The following is an 18,807-nucleotide window of genomic DNA, read 5'->3' on the forward strand; positions in this document are numbered from 1 at the left end:
TTTCTTTTCTGCAGCCAGCCAGCTCGCGCCTGCGAGCCAGCCCGCCACATCTCACGGATTCGCAGCTCGCCCGAGGCCGCCAAGCCTCGGGTCCGGGCTGCGCCATGTTCCACATTGATTGATTGAATGTTTCAGGAGTACCTCCCATGACCCGCCTCAAGTCCCGTCAAGCGCTGCTGCCCCTGGGTGCCCTGGCCGCCGGCTTCGGCCTGGCCAGCGCCAGCCTGGCCCAGACCGTCACGCCGCCGGCCGAGCCGGCCAAGGCCGAGAACGCCCTGCCCATCGTGCGCACCAAGGCCAGCGCCGAACCCACGGGCAAGGACGCCTACCAAGCCACCGAAACCCGCATCGGCAAGGGCAAGCAAGAACTGCGTGACATCCCCCAGTCCATCACCGTCGTGACCGAAAAGCTGATGGATGACCGCAAGTTGGACAACGTCAAGGAAGTGCTGAAGAACACCTCGGGCATCACCTTCCAGGCGGCCGAGGGCGGCGAAGAAGACATCAAGCTGCGCGGCATCTCGCTGCAAAGCACGGGCGACATCTTCATCGACGGCATGCGCGACCCGGCCTTCTACGAGCGCGACACCTTCTTCCTGGATCGCATCGAAGTGCTGCGCGGTTCGGCGTCCATGCTGTTCGGCCGTGGCTCGACAGGCGGCGCCGTGAACCAGGTGACCAAACAAGCGCGTCTGCTGAATGAAAACCAGATCGACGTGTCGATGGGCAGCCATGGCGCCCTGCGCACTCTGGGTGACTTCAATCTGCGCACCGGCGACTCCTCGGCCCTGCGCATGGACGCCATGGTCACGCGCGCCGACAGCAACGGCGCTGGCTCGGCCATCAACAAGGCCGGCCTGGCCGGCAACTACCGCTGGGGCATTGGCGAGCAGGACGAGTTCAGCGTCACCGTCTCTGCCCTGGACAACCAGAACGGCGTCAATTACGGCCTGCCCTGGGTGCGCCCGACACTGACTTCGCCCACCAGCGCCAGCACCCTGGTGCCGGTGGACCCGGACAGCTACTACGGCATGAGCAGCGACCAGAACAAGGGTTCGGCCAAGTTCGCCATGGTTTCGCACACCCACCGCTTCAGTAGCACCGTGGAACTGCTGACCAAGCTGCGCTACGCCAACTACACCCGCGACATGCGCGCCAGCCTGATCCGCTTCGGCGGCGCCGCCGTACAGCCGGACCGCACGGCCATGTCTCTGGCCACGCTCAGCCCCAGCACCGTGCTGACGCGCAGCCTGATGCTCAAGAAGCAGGACATGCAAACCGTCACCGCTCAGACCGATCTGAGCGCCAAGCTCATCACCTTGGGCTTCAAGCATTACTTGCAGGCCGGCGTTGACTACGCCGACGAGAAGAAGCAGGTCTTCGCCGCACTGGGCACACAGCCGAGCAAGCCGAGCACCAGCTTCGGCACACCCACGGACGGCGCCTCCTACGACGAGTCGCAGCGCAACTTCCGCACCGGCAGCGACTATGTCTCCAAGGGCTATGGCGGCTATGTGCAAGACATGGTCACGCTGGCGCCGACCTGGAAGCTGCTGGCGGGCCTGCGCTACGACCATCTGAAGGGCGACTACAACAGCTACTCGGCCACTGCCCCGATCGTCACCACCAACTATGTGATGAAGGTGTCGGAGTGGAGCCAGCGCGCCGCCGTGCTGTTCCAGCCGAACGCACAGCTGTCTTTCCACCTGATGGGTGCCACCTCCTTCAACACCTCGGGTGACGCCTACTCGCTGGGCGCGCAGAACAAAGACGTGCCGCCCGAAAAGTCGGTCAACGTCGAGCTGGGCGCCAACTACGACAGCGCCGACGGCAAGCTGAGCACCCGCGTGGGCATCTTCCGCGCCACCAAGCTGCACGAGCGCAACACCGACCCGCTGAACAACAATGTGATCATCCTCTCGGGCAAGCGCCATGCCGCCGGCATCGACGTGGATGTGGCCGGCCGCATCACGCCGGAATGGGAGGTCTTCGGCAACTTCACCTGGATGCCGGTGGCCAAGATCGACATCGGCGCACAAGGCGCGGAAGGCCAGGGCACCCGCCCCTCGCTGACCCCGCGCTACTCGGGCAGCCTGTGGACGACCTACCAACTGACGCCGCAGCTGCGCGTCGGTGGTGGCCTGAACGGCCGCAGCGGCCAACAGCCCAACCGCAACCCGGGCTTCTACGCGCCCAAGTTCGTCACCGCCGACCTGATGGCCGAGTACGCCGTGATTCGCGACACCCTGCTGTTCAAGCTCAACGTCAGCAATGTGAGCAACAAGCACTATGCTGACCAGCTGTACACGGCCTTCTACGTGCCTGGCACCGGCCGGGTCGCGAACCTGACGGGCACCTACAAGTTCTGAGCCAGGGTCGGCGTCGGTTCTGACAGGCCCGGCTGCGCTCGGGCCTTTTTCTTTTTGACCCCGATCACCATGCTGTTGAAAATCTCCGAGCTCCTCAGCCCCGCTGAATTGAATCAGGCCCGCGATCTGCTGGGCCAGGCCGACTGGCAGGACGGCCGCCTCACGGCCGGCGCGCAGGCCGCCCAGGTCAAGAACAATCAGCAGCTGCCGCTCGGCAGCGAGCCGGCGCGCGCGCTGCAAGCCCTGCTGCTGAAGGCGCTGGAGGGCCACGCGACCTTCTTCTCCGCGGCCCTGCCCAAGCGCCTGCTGCCGCCCATGTTCAACCGCTATGCCGGCGAGGCCAACACCTACGGCAACCACATCGACCAGGCGATCCGCTATGTGCCCGGCACGGGCCAGCGGGTGCGCACCGACATCTCCTGCACCGTCTTCCTCAGCGAGCCCGAGGACTACGAGGGCGGCGAGCTGGTGATCGCCGACACCTACGGCGAGCAGCGCATCAAGCTGGCCGCCGGCGACGCTGTGCTTTACCCCGGCACCAGTGTGCACCGGGTCGAGCCGGTCACGCGCGGTGCGCGACTGGCCAGCTTCTTCTGGATCGAGAGCATGGTGCGCAGCGACGAACAGCGCCGCCTGTTGTTCGAGATGGACCAGGCCTTGATGCAGCTGCGCAGCGAACATGGCGATGGTGACGCCGCCGTCCAGCTGACCGGCACGTACCACAACCTCTTGCGCATGTGGGCCGACACATGAGCGACGCCAAGCCGAACCTCTCGCCGCTGCAGGACATTCCCGCAGGCATCGCCAACCTCGCGGATTTCGAAGCCCATGGCCAGGCCGCCGTCGCGCCCGAGCACTGGGCTTATCTGAACGGCGGCGCCGGCGACGAGATCACGCTGCGCGCCAACCGCAGCGCCTGGGATGCCATCCAGCTGCAGCCGCGCGTGCTGCGCGATCTGGCCGGCGGCCACACGCGCAGTGAGTTGCTGGGCCGGACCCTGGCCCACCCCATCCTGCTGGCCCCCATCGCCTACCAGCGCCTGGCCCATGCCGATGGCGAGCTGGCCAGCGCCTACGCCGCCGCCGCTCAACAAGCGGGCATGGTGCTGAGCGCTCAGTCCAGCATACCGATGGAGGCGATGGCCCAGGCCTTTCACGACGAGCCCAGCAGCGGCCCGCTGTGGTTCCAGCTCTACTGGCGCGATGACCGCGACTTCATGCTGCAGCTGCTGCGCCGTGTCGAGGCGGCCGGTTTCCAAGCCTTGGTGCTGACCGTCGATGCGCCTGTGCATGGTGCGCGCGACCGCGAGCGCCGCGCCGGCTTTCAGCTGCCGGCCGGGATCCGAGCGGTCAACCTCGGCGGCATCAAGAAGCCCCTGAACTTGCAGCCGGGCCAGAGCGAATTGTTCGATGGCCTGATGCCGCGCGCCGCCACCTGGGCCGAGATCGACTGGCTGCGCACGCACAGCGCCCTGCCCCTGCTGCTCAAGGGCGCCAACCACCCCGAGGACGCACGTGAAGCGGTGGCTCGCGGCGTGGCCGGCCTGATCGTCTCCAACCACGGCGGCCGCACGCTGGACACCTTGCCGCCCACCGCCGCGCTGCTGCCGCGCGTGCGCGCTGCGGTCGGGCCCGAGCTGCCGCTGCTGGTCGACGGTGGCATCCGCCGAGGCAGCGATGTGCTGAAAGCCCTGGCCCTGGGGGCCGATGCGGTGCTGCTGGGCCGGCCCTACATCCATGCCTTGGCCACCGCCGGCGCGCTTGGCGTGGCCCGCGCGCTGCGTCTGCTGCGCGACGAATTCGAGATCGCCATGGCCTTGTGCGGTTGCAAAACCCTCGCAGACATCGGCCCTGCGCAGCTCTGGAGCGACGAGTCCGACGCCGGGTTTACACGCAGTGGCGGGCCCTGAATGACGCAAGCCCGCGACACCAAGGGTAAACAAGCGTCATTTCCGCGTGAGAACCGAGTGCCAGCCCCTGGCAAAGCCTTCTCAATGCCATAGGTGCGCAGTACCATCATCCCTGCTCGGTGCTAGAGAGAATTGAAGGCTTATGCGGCCTTCACCCGGACCCGGCACATCAACAACTTTTGATGGAGAGAATTGAAATGGCAACTGCGAAGAAGGCCGCACCCGCAAAGAAGGCGGCTCCGGCAACCAAGGCCGCTCCGGCAAAGAAAGTAGCCGCGGCGCCTGCCGCCAAGAAGGCTGCTGCGCCGGCCAAGAAGGCAGCTCCTGCAAAGAAGACTGCACCGGCGGCCAAGAAGGCACCTGCGGCCAAGAAGGCTGCAGCCCCCGCCAAGAAGCGCACGCCCAATGCGGCCTTCATGAAAGCCCTGACCCCCAGCGCGGCCCTGGCCGCCATCGTCGGCGCAGCACCGCTGCCGCGCACCGATGTGACCAAGAAGGTCTGGGAATACATCAAGGCCAACAAGCTGCAGGACGAAGTGCAAAAACGCATCATCGTCGCCGATGCCAAGCTGAAGGAAATCTTCGGCAAGGCCAAGGCCGATATGTTCGAGATGACCAAGCTGATCAACAGCCACCTGAAGTGATGCGGCTTCGGTGGCGGCCGGCCAGCTCGGCCTCCGCCGCTGCACTGCAGACAATGACAAAGCCCGGCATGCCGGGCTTTTTTTCGTCCCTCCGACGGAGGCCGCGTTTCAGCGCGCCATGCGCGCGGCCGTGGCCTGCAAGGCCTCGCTCAGACGCAGCACATCGATGGGCTTGACCCAGTAATCGCTGAAACCAGCGGCACGTGCGGCCTCGACCTGGCTGGCATGGTCATCGGCTGACAAGGCCACACAGGGCAGGAGCGCCAGCCGCGGGTCGGCGCGCAAGGCCTCGATCAGGCTCAGGCCGCTCATATCGGGCAGATTCATGTCGATCAACAGCAGGTCGGGCAAGCCTGCCTCAGCTCGCTCGGCCAGCAGGGTCAGGGCTTGCTCGCCATCCTCGGCGCAGTGCAGCTGCCAGCCGGGCAGGCGCCGAAACACCTCTTCCATCAAGACGATGTTGATGCGGTCGTCTTCGACGTAGAGCACCTGGAGGGCGGGGGCTGGAGACATGGGAAAGGCTGGGAAGGCAAGAAACTGCGTTGCTGTCGCGAACGATAGCAGCGAAACCGGCCACCACCGGCAGCGGGCCTGCGCCGCTGCAAAAAATCCAGGCCGGCGCCGGGCGGCCGTGGAAGCGAGCCCACAAGCCGGCACGGTTCGTGAAATCCGCATCAGCCGTCCCCAGCACATGAGGGGGCCGCAGGGCCGCTATGGGTTCCTAGGGTTACTACACTCTTGACATGGAGATCAGCTCTCACTCCAGAGAGCAGATTCCCGGGCGACGACCGAACGCCCGCAGCCCTTCAGACGGACCACGTTTCATGCCCCTTCTTGCTGCTCTCGCTCTTGCTGCCTCCGGCGCAACGCTGCCCCATTGCTCATGGGACCGGCCGGGCGTGAACCCCTTCATGGGTGATGTGGTCGCAGCGGTGGACCGCTACCAGGACATCCCGGCGGCGGTGCGTGCCACGCTCAAGGCGCGCATGCAAAAGCGTGACTACGACGAAATCGTCACCATCCAGCGCGACGAGATCAAGGGCAGCAAGGCCATGTATGGCAGCACGATCAGCGAGATGCATTTCGGCGCCAACAATGTCTGCAAGACGGTCAGCCGCGCCAAATGGACGCAGAAATACGAAGAACGCGGTCTGGTCTATTGCGAAGAGGGCCAGTGCATTCTGGTGCCCACGGTCTGCCGCAACGTCAGCCGCATCCAGCGCCTGACACCGCGCGCCTCGGCACCGGCCGCGGCGGTCAACGTCGCTTCGGCAGCCCAGGAAATTGACGACCCGCAAAGCCAGCTCGAGATGGACCCGCCTTCGGCCGGTGCGCTCGGCGGCGGTGGGCCCGACAGCGGCCGCAACAGCTTCTCCCAGCTGGCCAGCGGCGCCAACAGCGGCCTCGACGGCGGCAGCGGCGCCACCCCGGGCAGCGTGATGCCGAGCAACCCACCCACCTTCAGCGGCAACAATCCCGGCCCCTCGCCGAGCGGCTTCAGCGTGCCCTCGCTGCCGCCCAGCGTGGTGATCAACAACCCGCCGGCCATTCCCGAGCCCAGCAGCTGGGCCATGTTCGGCGCTGGACTGCTGGCCCTGATGTTCGTCGCCGCGCGCCGCCGCCGCCGCTGATCACGAAAGCCGAATCCAGGAAGGCCGGCCCAGCGATGGACCGGCTTTTTTGTTTCAGCTCAGCCGCGCTTGGGCAGCAAATGCTTCAGATAGCGCCCAGTGTGGCTGCCCTCGTGTGCAGCCAGCTGCTCGGGCGTGCCCGCCAGCAGCAGCTGCCCACCGCCTGAGCCGCCCTCGGGGCCCATGTCCACCAGCCAGTCGGCCGTCTTGATGACGTCGAGGTTGTGCTCGATGACGACGATGGTGTTGCCCGCGTCGCGCAGCTGATGCAGCACCTTGAGCAAGAGCGCGATGTCAGCGAAATGCAGACCGGTGGTCGGCTCGTCGAGGATGTAGAGCGTGCGGCCGGTGTCGCGCTTGGACAGCTCCAGCGCCAGCTTGACCCGCTGTGCCTCGCCGCCCGAGAGCGTGGTCGCACTCTGACCCAGCTTGACATAGCCCAGGCCCACATCGAGCAGGGTCTGCAGCTTGCGCGACAGCGAGGGCACGGCGCTGAAGAAGGGGTGGGCGTCCTCCACCGTCATGGCCAGCACTTCGGTGATGTTCTTGCCCTTGTAGAGCACATCCAGGGTTTCGCGGTTGTAACGCTTGCCGTGGCAGGTGTCACAGGGCACGTAAACGTCGGGCAGAAAGTGCATCTCGACCTTGAGCACGCCGTCGCCCTGGCAGGCCTCGCAGCGGCCGCCGGCCACATTGAAGCTGAAGCGGCCCGGACCGTAACCACGTTCCTTGGCGGTGTTCATCTCAGCGAAGAGCTCGCGGATGGGCGTGAACAGGCCGGTGTAGGTGGCCGGGTTGGAGCGCGGCGTACGGCCGATGGGCGACTGGTCGACGTTGATGACCTTGTCGAAGGCATCGAGGCCTTCGATCTCGTCATGCGGCGCCGGGTCGGCATGGCTTTGGTAGAGCTTCTTGGCCACGGCCGTGTAGAGCGTGTCATTGACCAAGGTGCTCTTGCCCGAGCCGGAGACACCGGTCACGCAGGTCAGCAGTCCGACCGGAATCTCCACCGTCACGCCCTTGAGGTTGTTGCCCCGCGCATTGACGATCTTGAGACTCTTATGAACTGCCGTCGCCGGCACACGGTGGCGCTCGCGCGGCACCTCGATGCAGGCGGTGCCCGAGAGATAGCGCCCCGTCAGCGAGGCCGGATCGGCCGCCACCTGGTCGGGCGTGCCCTGGGACATGATGCGGCCGCCATGCACGCCGGCGCCAGGGCCGAGGTCCAGCACGTAGTCGGCGGCACGGATGGCGTCTTCGTCGTGTTCGACCACGATCACCGTGTTGCCCAGGTCGCGCAGACGGCGCAGGGTGGCGATCAGGCGGTCGTTGTCGCGTTGGTGCAGGCCGATGCTGGGCTCGTCCAGCACATACATCACACCGGTCAGGCCGGAGCCGATCTGGCTGGCCAGGCGGATGCGCTGGGCCTCGCCGCCCGAGAGCGTATCGGCGCTGCGGTCCAGGCTCAGGTAGTTGAGGCCCACATCATTGAGAAAGCGCAGACGCGAGCTGATCTCGCGAATCACCTTGTCGCCGATCTCGGCCTTGGCGCCCTTGAGCTTCAGGCCTTCGAAATAGTCCAAGCAGTCGCGCAGGGTGGAATGCTCCACCTCGTAAATGGGGCGGCCCTTGGCGCCGGGCGCGGCGTCATGCGGCTGCAGCACCACATGGCGGGCCTCACGGCGCAGGCGTGAACCCTCGCAATGCGGGCAGGAGCGCGGCGCCATATAGCGGGCCAAGTCCTCACGCACCGCGCTCGAGTCGGTCTCCTTAAAGCGGCGCTGCAGATTGGGCAGGATGCCTTCGAACGGATGCGAGCGTTTGACCGAACGCTTCTTGGTGCCGCCGGCCGCCGCGGCGCTTTCGGCCTGGTAGACAAACTGGATCTCGTCCGCGCCCGAGCCATGGAGCAGCACCTGGCGGGCGGTCTCGGGCAGCTCTTCAAAAGGCAGGTCGATGTCGAATTTGTAATGCGCGGCCACCGCCTCCAGCATGGAGAAGGTGTAGGCATTGCGCCGGTCCCAGCCCTTGACGGCACCGCTGGCCAGGCTCAGCGTCGGGAAGGTGACCACGCGCTCGGGGTCGAACACCGTCATCTGTCCCAGGCCTTCGCAAGACGGGCAGGCACCCACCGGCGAGTTGAAGGAGAACAGGCGCGGCTCCAACTCGGGCAGCGAGTAGCTGCAGATCGGGCAGGCGAACTTGCTGGAGAAGATCTGCTCAACACCGCTGTCCATATTGACGACCAGGGCGCGGCCCTCAGCCAGGCGCAGGGCGGCCTCGAAGCTCTCGGCCAGGCGCTGGCGCAGCTGGTCGGCGTTGTCGGCGCGGATCTTGATGCGGTCGATCACGACATCGATGTCGTGCTTCTCGGCCTTCTTGAGCGCCGGGAAGTCGGGCGCGTCGATGGTCGCGCCATCGACCCGGAAGCGGATATAGCCCTGGGCCTGCATGGCCTCGAAGAGATCCAGGAACTCTCCCTTGCGGTCGCGCACCACCGGCGCCAGCAGCATCAGCTTGCTGTCTTCCGGCATGGCCAGCACCGCGTCCACCATCTGGCCGATGCTTTGCGCTTCCAGCGGCAGGTCGTGGTCGGGGCAAAACGGCGTGCCGGCACGGGCGTAGAGCAGGCGCAGGTAATCGTGGATCTCGGTCACCGTGCCCACGGTCGAGCGCGGGTTGTGGCTGGTCGCCTTCTGTTCGATGGAAATCGCCGGCGACAGACCTTCGATGACATCGACATCGGGCTTGTCCATCAGTTGCAGAAACTGCCGGGCATAGGCCGACAGGCTTTCCACATAGCGGCGCTGGCCTTCCGCATACAAGGTGTCAAAAGCCAGGCTGGACTTGCCCGAGCCGCTCAAGCCGGTGATGACCACCAGCTTGTTGCGCGGCAGGTCGACATCGATGTTCTTCAGATTGTGGGTGCGGGCGCCGCGCACGCGGATCAGCGGCCCGTCCAGCACGCCGCCGGCCTCGGCCGGGGCTTCGGCAGCCAGGCGTTGCGTCTCGGCGGGGTCGTGTGCGTGGGTCATGGTGGGCGGCAGCTGTACGGGAAAACCCACCATCATAGGTCGGGCGGGTCAAAACAGCCCCTTTGCGCTCTGGGCGGGCGACTCCAGGCCGGAAATTGCCCGATTGCGTTCGCCTTTCACGCCTAGGGTTAACCCCTTGTCGGCGCCGGCGGCGATTCAATCGCTCGCGCCCGCAGTTCGTCGCACTGCCATGGCCGATGGCCCCCGGGTTTTCGATACTGAGTCCAACGAAGCAGCAATGGGCCGCTTCGCAAACCGCAAGGAAGCCACATCATGAAGACCACCACCACCCTGATTCGCATCGCTGGCGCCGCCCTGGCCACCAGCCTGCTGTTCGCCGCCACGGCCGCCTCCGCTGCCGACAGCGCCGTCAAGACCGAACTGCCGCGCGTCGTCGTAACCGGTAAGTCCGCCGGCCCCGCCCCGGTCGTGCAGCAACTGCCGCGCGTCGTCGTCTCGGGCCTGAGCATCAACACCCAGATGCAACAGCTGATGCTGGCCGCCGCCAAGAGCGATGGCAAGGCCGCACGCCGCAACAGCTGAGACGGTAGCTCGTGATGCAGAAGCGATGCCCCGCCAGAGGCAGCTGCCCCACCGCCCGCTCTGAAACCAGCCGAGCCGAGCCATAGACGCATGGAACGCCGCCGTCCCCCCTGAATGGACGTCCGCGAACCGTGTTTCTCTGCCTCGGCTTGGCGTTTTGCCGAGCCACTTCTCCGACAATGCCGCCAACAATCGTTGGAGGTGATGGAGTGAGCGAAGAATCCCGCAAGCGCAGATCATGGCTTGACGGCTTCATGGCCTATGCCCTGCCCACAGGGCTGGCCGAAGCCCAGGTGCGCGACAACATCGTCGTGCTCGACCAGCTGCTCTACGCCCTGTGGAATCTGGGCGAAAACTTGGTGTTCGCCTGGACCCCACAGCCACAAGGCCTGAGCCTGCTGGTCGCACCTCACCCCCTGCTGACCGAATTCACGCAGGCCGCCGGCACGGCCGCCGCCGAGGTGCAGCGCCGGGCCCAGCTGCTGGACGAGTTGCTGGCCCACCAAAACCACCTCAGTGCCGAGCAGTTCGCGCAGACCGCGACCGAGCTGGGCATCACGCCCCAGCACATCAGCCTGCCGTTCGCTCCCGACGCTGGCCTGGGCCTGGATTTGGTGGCGGCCATCATTGCCCGCTACGGCATTCGCCTGGTGGAAGACCGGGCGGTGATCCTGTTCGATGCGGTCGGCTTTTCCCTGCTCAGCCCGCTGCAGCAGGTGGTGCAGCTGAACAGCCTGTCCTGCTCGGTCAATGCGGCCTATGCCAAGCTGCTGGACCGCGAGATCAACATCAACTTCGCCCGCACTACCACCGGCGACGGCTTCTACATCTGGAACCGCATGCGCGGCATCGAGGCCAATGTCGAGCTCTACCAGCTGCTGCAGTTCATCCTCGCCGACAACGCCCTGGCCCGCGAGCGCGCCAGCCGGCCCGACTCGGTGCCCCTGCTGCGCGCGGCCTTCCATGTCGGCTCGCACTATGAGTTCTACCAATCCGAGGGCCTGAACCCGACTTCCTTCAGCTATTTGGTCGGCCAGGTCACGATCGAACTGGCGCGCATGATCGACCGCGCCCTGCCGGGCCAGATCCTGCTCGGCAAGTTCAGCACCTTGATGCGCGACGAGCACAGCGGCGAAGAACAGCGCATCGCCAGCATCGACTTCGTCGAACGCACCCGCCGCCCGCTCAAGGCCTTGAACGGCCTGAGCCTGGCCGGCGCCGAGATCGACGAAATCGCCTGCTACCTGACCGGCCGCCGCAACGCCCAAGGCGAGTTCGGCATCAGCGAGTTCGAGATCCTCGACAAGCATGGCCGGGCCCATCGCGTCTACAACGCCAAGATCAACATCCACCGGCGCGCCGGGGAGCCGATTTACCTGGGCCTGCGCGAGGAAGACCTGCCCGCATTCCCTGCACCTGTTACTGTTTGTTAACTACGGATCATCCTCAAGCGGTAGGATGGCCTGAACCCGCGACGTCGAAGAGCGCCCAGGCCATGACCGACACCCTCGATCGCGCGCCCGCGCCACCAGCGCTGGGCCTGCGACGCCATCTCACCATCTTGTTTTCGGACCTGTCGGAATCCACCCGGCTGTCCGATGCCATGGAGGCAGAGCATTACGCCGCCATGCTGGCCGAGGTGCGCGGCCTCTACCAGAACTTGATCGCCAAACATGGCGGCACGGTGGTGCGCATCCAGGGTGACGGTGTGCTGGCCATCTTCGGCCACCCGCAGGCACGCGAAGACGATGGCCGGCGCGCCACTGAGGCTGCCCTGGAACTGCACAAGGCGGTTCGCCTGATGCAACCCCAGTCGGCCGCGGCCGCCTGGCCTGGCGCGCAGAGCCTGAGCCTGCATTCCGGCATCCATGCCGGCATGGTGCTCATCGAAGAGGGTGACGCCATGCGCGGCCGCTTCGAGCTGCTCGGCAACACGCCCAATGTCGCCGCCCGACTGGCCGACGAGGCCTGCGCCGACGAGATCCTGGTCAGCGCCGAAACCCTGGGCCCACTGCACCCCTTTTTCCAGACCAGCGAGCGCCGCCTGGTGCCGCTCAAAGGCCGCGCCACGCCGCTGGCGGTCTACAGCATCCTGGGCCAGGTCAGCATCGGGCGGCGCTTCGAGGCCAGCAAGCGCCGCGGCCTGGCACCCTTTGTCGGCCGCGCCGCCGAGCTGGCCTTGATGGAGCAGCGCCTCGATCAGGCTTGCGCCGGCCAGCCGCAATGGCTGAGCTTGCGCGCCAACGCGGGCGTCGGCAAGACCCGGCTGACCGAAGAGTTCCTGCGCCGCGCCGCCGACCGCGACTGCCGCGTGCTGCGCGGCTACTGCGAAAGCTACCTCAGCGCCGAGCCCTTGCAGCCCTATCTGCAAATGCTGCGCACCCTGCAAAGCCAGGGCTCGGCCGAGGCCGACGCGGTGCTGCGCGGCCCGGCCAAGGATCGCCAGGAGGCCGTGCTGCAACTGCTGCTCCAGCTGGCCAGCAAGGGGCCGCTGCTCTTGCTGATCGACGACCTGCAATGGGCCGACGACGCCAGCCTGGCCCTGCTGCACCGCCTGCGTGCCGAGGCCGAGCGCCGCAGCCTGCCTCTGATGCTGCTGAGCGCCACCCGGCCCGCGGTGGTCACGGAAACCCCGGCCCTGCTGCTGCCCATCCACCACGGCCACGAGGCCGCCGAGGCCCTGCACCACCACGAGCTGCTGCCCCTCAGCGAGGAGGAAGCCGGTCTGGCCATCGCCCAGCTGCTGCCCGGCACCGACCCTTTCATCAGTGCCGAGGTGCAGCGCCATGCCGGCGGCAACCCGCTGTTCATCGAAGAGCTCTGCCACGCCCTGGCCCACCAGCGCGGCCATGCCGGCCTGCGTGCCGCCGAGGAACAAGCGCCGTCGACCCTGAGTCCGGCCAGTGGCGGCCATGCCTGGCTGGCCGCGCTGATCGAATCGCGGGTGGCACGCCTGCCTCCGGCCCAGGCTCAGCTGCTGCGCGTGGCGGCGGTGATCGGCTCGGTCATTCCAACCTGGCTGTTCGAGCGCATCAGCGGCTGCTGCGAGAAAGACCCGGTGGTGCTGGAGCTGGCCGAGCTGGACTTCATATTCCCGGCCGAGCAACCGGGCCTGCTGCGCTTCAAGCACGGCATCACCCGGGACGTCATCTACGACAGCACCGGCCTGCACGAGCGCCAGGCTCTGCACCGCCACATCACCGCCGAGCTGCGCGCCCAGCTGGTCCTGGGCGGCCAGGAGCCCGCGCACGAGCTGCTGGCCTACCACGGCGGCGCTGCCGGCCAGTGGCAAGAGGCCGCCCACCATGCCGAGCAAGCGGGCGACCAGGCCCTGGCCAGCTCGGCCCTGGACCGAGCCAAAAAGCAATACCGCGCCGCACTGGCCGCCCTGGAGCACCTGCCACCCAGCGAGGAGGTGCACCAGCGCTGGATTGCCATCGCCCAGCGCTTCGGCATGGCCTGCGTGTTCGACGCTTCAAGAGCCGACCTGCGCGTGCTGCAGCACGCCACCGGCCTGGCCGCCCTCAGTGGCGACCCCGCGGCCATGGCACGCGCCCAGTACTGGCTCGGCTATGTGCGCTACGCCCTGGGCGAGGCCAGGGCCGGTCTGCAGCTCTGCATTCGCAGCGTCGATGTGGCGCTGAGCGCCCGCGACCAGAGCTTGCTGGCCCAGATGCCAGGAACCTTGGGCCAGATCCGCGCCGCCACGGCCGAGTACGGGCCGGCCCTTCAATTGCTCGACCAGGCCATCGCGCAGCTGCGCCCGCGCCCAAGCGGCCACGTCTCGCGCCGCCCGCCCGTCGGCCTGGCCTACTCCCTGGCCTGCCGCGCCTATGTGTTGGGCGACCAGGGCCATTTCCGCGCCGCCGAAGCGGCCTTCGACGAAGCGCTGAGTCTGATGCAAGGCAGCAACCATGCCGTCGAGGCTTCCATCCAGGGCTGGCGCGCCGCCGTGCTGCTCTGGCAGGGCCGCTGGGCCGAGGCTCAAGTCTGCGCGGCCGAGACCCACCGCATCGGCGCCCAGGTGCGCAGCCTCTTCACCTTTGCCATGGGCCACGCCGCCGGGGCCTACGGCGCCTGGATGGGCGGCGGCTGCCCCCTGGCGCGCCAGGCCCTGGAGGAAGCCGTAGCCTGGCTGGCCCCGCGCGGCGGCGGCCTGTTCAGCTCACTCAATCACGGCTGGCTGACCGAAATTATGGTGCAGCAAGGCGAGTCGGGCCTGGCCCGACAACACATGGCCCTGGCCCTACGCCGTGGCCGGCAAAGCGACTGGATCGGCGTGGCCATGGCCTACCGCGCCGCCGCACGCCTGGCGCAAGGCCATGGGCAACCTGAGCGAGTGACGCATTACCTCGCCGCCGCCCAAGCCGTGGCACAACGTCGAGGCTCCATGCACGAACGCGCCGTCACCGAACTCTGCGCTGCCGAGCTGGCCATGCAGCGCGGGGAATCTGGGCAGGCCCGAGGCCTGCTGGACGAGGCGGAAGCAGCCTTCTTCACCATGGGCATGGATTGGCATTTGGCAAAGGCGCGGGGCTTGCGGCAGCAGCTTTGAAGGGCTGGACGCTGAGGGAGTGAGCTCAGAGTTTGCTGCACCCCATCCGCGCGATCTCACCCCAGCTGCACCGCCAACACCGTCGGCGACGGCGTCGCCCGCAGCACGCCCGCTTCCAGCAGGCCGGCAGCGACACCCAGCATCACGCCCACGGCCATGGCGTAGCCGGGGCAGGCGTGCAGGGGCGCAGGGTCGACAGCGTCATAGCGGTCGCCGCCAAACATGATGGTGTGGTCACCCGGGTTCTGGGCGGCGCAAGAGACGATGCCGACGATGATCTTGTCGCCCTCCTGCACCTCGACACCGCGTAGACGGTGCGTCACGCGGGCGCGGCGCCAGACGGCGGCCGGCACCGGCTGGCGCATCATGGTGGCAAGCAGGGTGGGCCGCAGGGTGGCCACGGCGCGCGCGTACACCTGATCGGCGGCCACGGGCGCACCGCCCAGCCAATCCTGCTGCAGATCCCAGAGTTTCTTGCTCACCACCCAGGCAGCCAGGCTGGAGACCTGATTGCCATGCACGGTGGGCGGGAAGCCGAGCATGATGCCGGCCAGGGTGCGCGGGATGATGTCGGGGTCGAGCTTGGCGGCTTCGCTCAGCGAGTCCTTGATGGCCTGGCTGATGGCCGGCAGGGCGGGGTTGGTCTCCAACCACTCGCGCACGGCGCGCTGCAGGCCCTGGCCCTTGGCGCTGGCCACCTGCTCGACCACCGGGCCGGGCTGCGGGCCAAAAACATAGCGCGACACGGCGAAGAAATCGCGCGGGCAGCGCGGCGCGCTGTGGGCGGCGCCGGGCACATAGGCGGTGCCCAGCATCTGCTGATCGTTGGGCAGGCCGAACCAGACGGTGCAGAGCTTGTCCAGCACGACTTCGGAGAGCTTCTCGATGTCCAGCAAGGCTTCGCGCTGGCCCAGCTTCTGGTTGCCTTCTTTCAGGGCCGCCAGGTAGGCGCGCGCCTCACGGTAGCTGGCGGCAAAGGCCTCGGGCTCGCTGATGCTCTCAATCGCCGTGTTGATGGCTGGCGCCTGTTCGCGGTGGCCGCCGTCCTCGTCCATGCCAAGGTAGCCCAGGCCGATGGAGCGCTGCATGCGCTCGCCGTAGCCGCGCACCGAGTAGCGCTGCTGGGTGTCGCGGAAGACCTCGAGCACGGCCGCGGCCTCGCCGACCAACACGCCGTAGGCGGTGCGCAGCACGCCGCCCGGTTGAGCCCGCACATAAGCCCAGGCGGCGTCGCGGCTGCTGGAATCTTCCAGCCATTGCTGCCAGGCGCTCGCGATGTCCAGGGCCGGCGCACGCTGCGGCGCCGGCGTGGCGGCCGGCAGGGGCTGCTCGACCAGGGCCGGCAAATGGCGCAGGGCGGGCAGGGAGGGCACGAAGAAGTAAGCGCCCCATTGCAGCTCGACAAAGGGCTGGTCGCCCAGATCCAGATGGACGCTGCGCGGGCCGGCTTCGGTCTGCTCCTCAAAGCGGTAGACCCGGGGCTTGCCCTGGGTGGCCACGGCCAGGAAGGGGTCGGCCTGCTCGGCCAGGCCGCCGCTGGCATTGCCGCCGGCGATCCAGCGCTGCAGGGTCTCGAACTGCTCGGCCAGATGGGCGTTGTAGGCCATGAAGATCAGACCGCGGTCCTGGTCCTTCTCATCTTCCTCGCGGGCGGGCTGCGCCAGGCTGCCGGTATAGGCCGGGCCGGAAGACATGCCCCTGCGCAGCACGCGCGGAACCACGCCCTCACGCGGATTGACGCGGCGAATGTGGGCATGGAAAGGGCAGGCGCTGCCCGCTGAATCCTGCTGGTAGGTGAAGGCATTGCTGGGGCCGCTGCCGGGCGCTGCCAGGGGCTCGCCGTCCAGGCTGCGGCCCATCATTTTGGCCAGTACGCGCTGCGGGTCCAGGCCGTGGATCTGGGCCTGCTCCTGCACGCGGCGCTGCAGGCGGCCGACATGCTGGCGCAGCTTGCGCACGACCAAAAAGCTGCCCAGGTCGAGCAGGGCATCGGCCTTCTCGGGCACGGCGTGGCGGTCGCGCGAGGTCGGGAAGCCCAGCACCACCTCGCCGCGCGGCACCGCGTCGGACCAGGGCTTGCCCGGGGCCGTGGGCGGGTTGGCCGGCGGGCCGCCGGCGCGCTGCGGGTCGACATGGGGTTGGCTGATGCCGTCGACGAAACCGAAGTTCTCGCGCGTGGCGCCGCTGCTCGGGTCGAAATTGCGGCGCATGTCCTGCACGGCCAGCACCTGCAGGCCGCTGTCGCGCTCCAGGCTGGCAATTTCGGCATCCACCGTGGCTGCATTCACACCGACACCGAAGCGCAGCTGGATGATCAGGTGCACCGCGTTGAGGTCCACACGCGCCGACGGTGTGGCGTGCTCGGCCGCGCCGCGCGGCCAGTTGCGTTCGGGCAGCTTCCAGTAGCGCGGGTGGTTGTGCCGCAAGTCACCGAGCAGGCCGGCGCGCGCCTCCATGCCCTCCTGAAAGGCCTGGGGGAAACGCGCCAGGCGCGAGGCCGGCACGCCCAAGGCGCGCAGGCCGGCCAGGCTCAGGGCCAGATTGCGGTAGAAGCCTCCCGCCGGAGCCTGGCCCAGCAAGGTGTCAGCCTCGCTGCTGGGCTTGAACTGCTGGCTGAGCCAGGCCACCGCCTGGCTGCGATTGGCCACGCGCAGCAGCACCAGGGCACCGCCGACCTGATCGGGGTAGGCGCTGAGCATGCCGCCCTGGATGTCGGCATCACGGTAAGCCAGGGCGCGCGGTTGGACCTCGGGCTGGGGCGGCACGGTCTCGAACCAGGCCAGCATCTTGTAATGCGTGGCACGCAGGGCATAGCCGGCGGCCAGCAGAGGGTTGGCCTGGGCCTGCTCAGGCGTGGGCGGCAGCAGGGGGAAGCGCTTGAGGGTGTCCAGGCCGCGCAGCTCGAACAGCACATCGCGGCTGGCGCGCAGCAGGCAATACCCATCCGGCGCGCTGGGCAGGAAGTAGCGCTCCAGCGAATACAGCGCCGCCAGCGCCGGCAGGCCGCGCACCGCCATGTCGAAGGCCGCACGCGGGTCGCTGGGAAGGGGCTTGCTCTCGCCCGGCAGGGGGCGGCGCAGCCGGGTCAACGCCAGGTCGCCGCCCTCGGTATGCAGGCGGCTTTGGCGCTCCAGCTCGGCCAGGTAGTCGTGGTCGCCGCAGCTGCGGCCCGATTCCAGGTAGAGGAAGTCGGCCGAGAACTCGTTGGCGCGCACCCACTCGATGTAGCGCTCAAACGAAGTTTCGCGCGAGAGACGGTAGCCCTCGCAGTGGCAGAGCATCAGATCCAGCATGCTGCCCAGGTCATCCCAGATGACGCGCATATAGGGTTCCCAGCCGCCGTCGAAACAGACATTGAGCAGGAATTTGTGCGGCGTGCCTTCGGCGTCGATGCCCGGGCGCGGCTCGACGATGGCCCAGCGGAAGGAATGGACGATGCGGAAACGGCTGACCACATCGGTGAACAGCTCGGGCGTCTCGCTCGACTCGCGCGCCGACTGGCGCAGGGCGTTCAGTGTCTTGAGCACGCGGCGCAGGCGCTCGAGGTGGGTGATGGTCTCGAAGGCGTTGACGAAACCGGGCTTGATCGGCGTGAGCAGGCACAGATCGGTGATGCCCTGCAACTGGGTGTCCTGGCGACTGGTTGGCATGCGCGCTCCCTGAAAAATCTGCGAGGTTGGTGGCTGCGCACGACAGGCCGATGACAAGCCCCGGGCGCGCCGCAGACCATAGGGTCTGGCCGCGCTTCTGTCCTCGGGATTTCTAAGGAGGAGGCCACCTTTCGTCGCGGCCGCCGGCGATTCGCGCGGCCAATGCCGCAACTCATCGCCTGACGCTGGCGAGCCCGGGTCGCAATGCCGACACTTCAATCATCGAAACAGAGGAGCCCCCTCACACCCAAGGAGTTATGCATCATGGACACCCGCAACATCAGCCTTCTGACCACCTTGTTGACCGCCCTGGGCGCCGTCGCCGCTTCCGCCGTGCTGGCCTTGAGCCAGGCCGAACCGGCCGCGCTGCAGCAGCCTCATCAACAACAGGATCAGCAGTTGCTGCGTGTCAGCGATAACAGCAGCAGCGAGCTCATCCTGAGCATGCTGCCGGCGTCCAAGAGCTGACC

General features: G+C 67.4%; 12 protein-coding genes. 9 read left to right on the forward strand and 3 right to left on the reverse strand.

The annotated features are described in order from the left end of the window. Positions 1-146: 146 nt before the first annotated feature. The 4 genes from LNV23_RS03410 to LNV23_RS03425 all read left to right on the forward strand — a co-directional run bounded on the left by LNV23_RS03410 (position 147) and on the right by LNV23_RS03425 (position 4,923). On the forward strand, positions 147-2,369 hold the full coding sequence (locus LNV23_RS03410) for a TonB-dependent receptor (protein ID WP_263561654.1): 2,223 nt from the start codon (positions 147-149) through the stop codon (positions 2,367-2,369). A 69-nt stretch (positions 2,370-2,438) separates the two neighbouring features. Continuing rightward, complete coding sequence (locus LNV23_RS03415; protein WP_263561655.1) at positions 2,439-3,122, forward strand: Fe2+-dependent dioxygenase; 684 nt, start codon at positions 2,439-2,441, stop codon at positions 3,120-3,122. Further along, complete coding sequence (locus LNV23_RS03420; RefSeq protein WP_263561656.1) at positions 3,119-4,279, forward strand: alpha-hydroxy acid oxidase; 1,161 nt, start codon at positions 3,119-3,121, stop codon at positions 4,277-4,279. The genes LNV23_RS03415 and LNV23_RS03420 overlap by 4 nt, the downstream gene beginning before the upstream one ends. Positions 4,280-4,476: 197 nt before the next feature. Then, positions 4,477-4,923 carry an SWIB/MDM2 domain-containing protein gene (locus LNV23_RS03425; protein WP_263516154.1) on the forward strand — a complete coding sequence of 149 codons (447 nt, stop codon included), beginning with the start codon at positions 4,477-4,479 and terminating at the stop codon, positions 4,921-4,923. Between the two features lie 108 nt (positions 4,924-5,031). Here the strand turns inward: LNV23_RS03425 and LNV23_RS03430 are convergent, their stop codons facing one another. Then, on the reverse strand, positions 5,032-5,436 hold the full coding sequence (locus LNV23_RS03430) for a response regulator (RefSeq protein ID WP_263561657.1): 405 nt from the start codon (positions 5,434-5,436) through the stop codon (positions 5,032-5,034). 311 nt (positions 5,437-5,747) lie between these two features. On the opposite strand from LNV23_RS03430, the gene LNV23_RS03435 reads away from it, so the two are divergent. Continuing rightward, on the forward strand, positions 5,748-6,554 hold the full coding sequence (locus tag LNV23_RS03435; protein ID WP_263561658.1) for an MHFG family PEP-CTERM protein: 807 nt from the start codon (positions 5,748-5,750) through the stop codon (positions 6,552-6,554). Positions 6,555-6,613: 59 nt separating this feature from the next. Here the strand turns inward: LNV23_RS03435 and uvrA are convergent, their stop codons facing one another. After that, positions 6,614-9,622: an excinuclease ABC subunit UvrA gene (gene uvrA / locus LNV23_RS03440; RefSeq protein WP_505191012.1), complete on the reverse strand. Its 3,009-nt coding sequence runs from the start codon at positions 9,620-9,622 to the stop codon at positions 6,614-6,616. Between the two features lie 240 nt (positions 9,623-9,862). On the opposite strand from uvrA, the gene LNV23_RS03445 reads away from it, so the two are divergent. The 3 genes from LNV23_RS03445 to LNV23_RS03455 all read left to right on the forward strand — a co-directional run bounded on the left by LNV23_RS03445 (position 9,863) and on the right by LNV23_RS03455 (position 14,687). Continuing rightward, positions 9,863-10,132 carry a hypothetical protein gene (locus LNV23_RS03445; protein WP_263561660.1) on the forward strand — a complete coding sequence of 90 codons (270 nt, stop codon included), beginning with the start codon at positions 9,863-9,865 and terminating at the stop codon, positions 10,130-10,132. A 209-nt stretch (positions 10,133-10,341) separates the two neighbouring features. Then, positions 10,342-11,565: a hypothetical protein gene (locus tag LNV23_RS03450; RefSeq protein WP_263561661.1), complete on the forward strand. Its 1,224-nt coding sequence runs from the start codon at positions 10,342-10,344 to the stop codon at positions 11,563-11,565. 62 nt (positions 11,566-11,627) lie between these two features. Next, positions 11,628-14,687, forward strand: a complete 3,060-nt coding sequence (locus tag LNV23_RS03455; RefSeq protein WP_263561662.1) for an ATP-binding protein — start codon at positions 11,628-11,630, stop codon at positions 14,685-14,687. 56 nt (positions 14,688-14,743) lie between these two features. Here LNV23_RS03455 and LNV23_RS03460 read toward each other — a convergent pair whose 3' ends face one another. Further along, positions 14,744-18,337, reverse strand: coding sequence for a Dyp-type peroxidase (locus tag LNV23_RS03460; RefSeq protein WP_263561663.1), 3,594 nt, complete (start codon positions 18,335-18,337; stop codon positions 14,744-14,746). 264 nt (positions 18,338-18,601) lie between these two features. Here LNV23_RS03460 and LNV23_RS03465 point away from each other — a divergent pair, with 264 nt between their 5' ends. After that, positions 18,602-18,805 carry a hypothetical protein gene (locus LNV23_RS03465; RefSeq protein ID WP_263561664.1) on the forward strand — a complete coding sequence of 68 codons (204 nt, stop codon included), beginning with the start codon at positions 18,602-18,604 and terminating at the stop codon, positions 18,803-18,805. The last annotated feature ends 2 nt before the right edge of the window (positions 18,806-18,807 follow it).

This window comes from Kinneretia sp. DJ1R-11 (assembly GCF_025717595.1).
GTDB lineage: Bacteria > Pseudomonadota > Gammaproteobacteria > Burkholderiales > Burkholderiaceae_C > Paucibacter_A.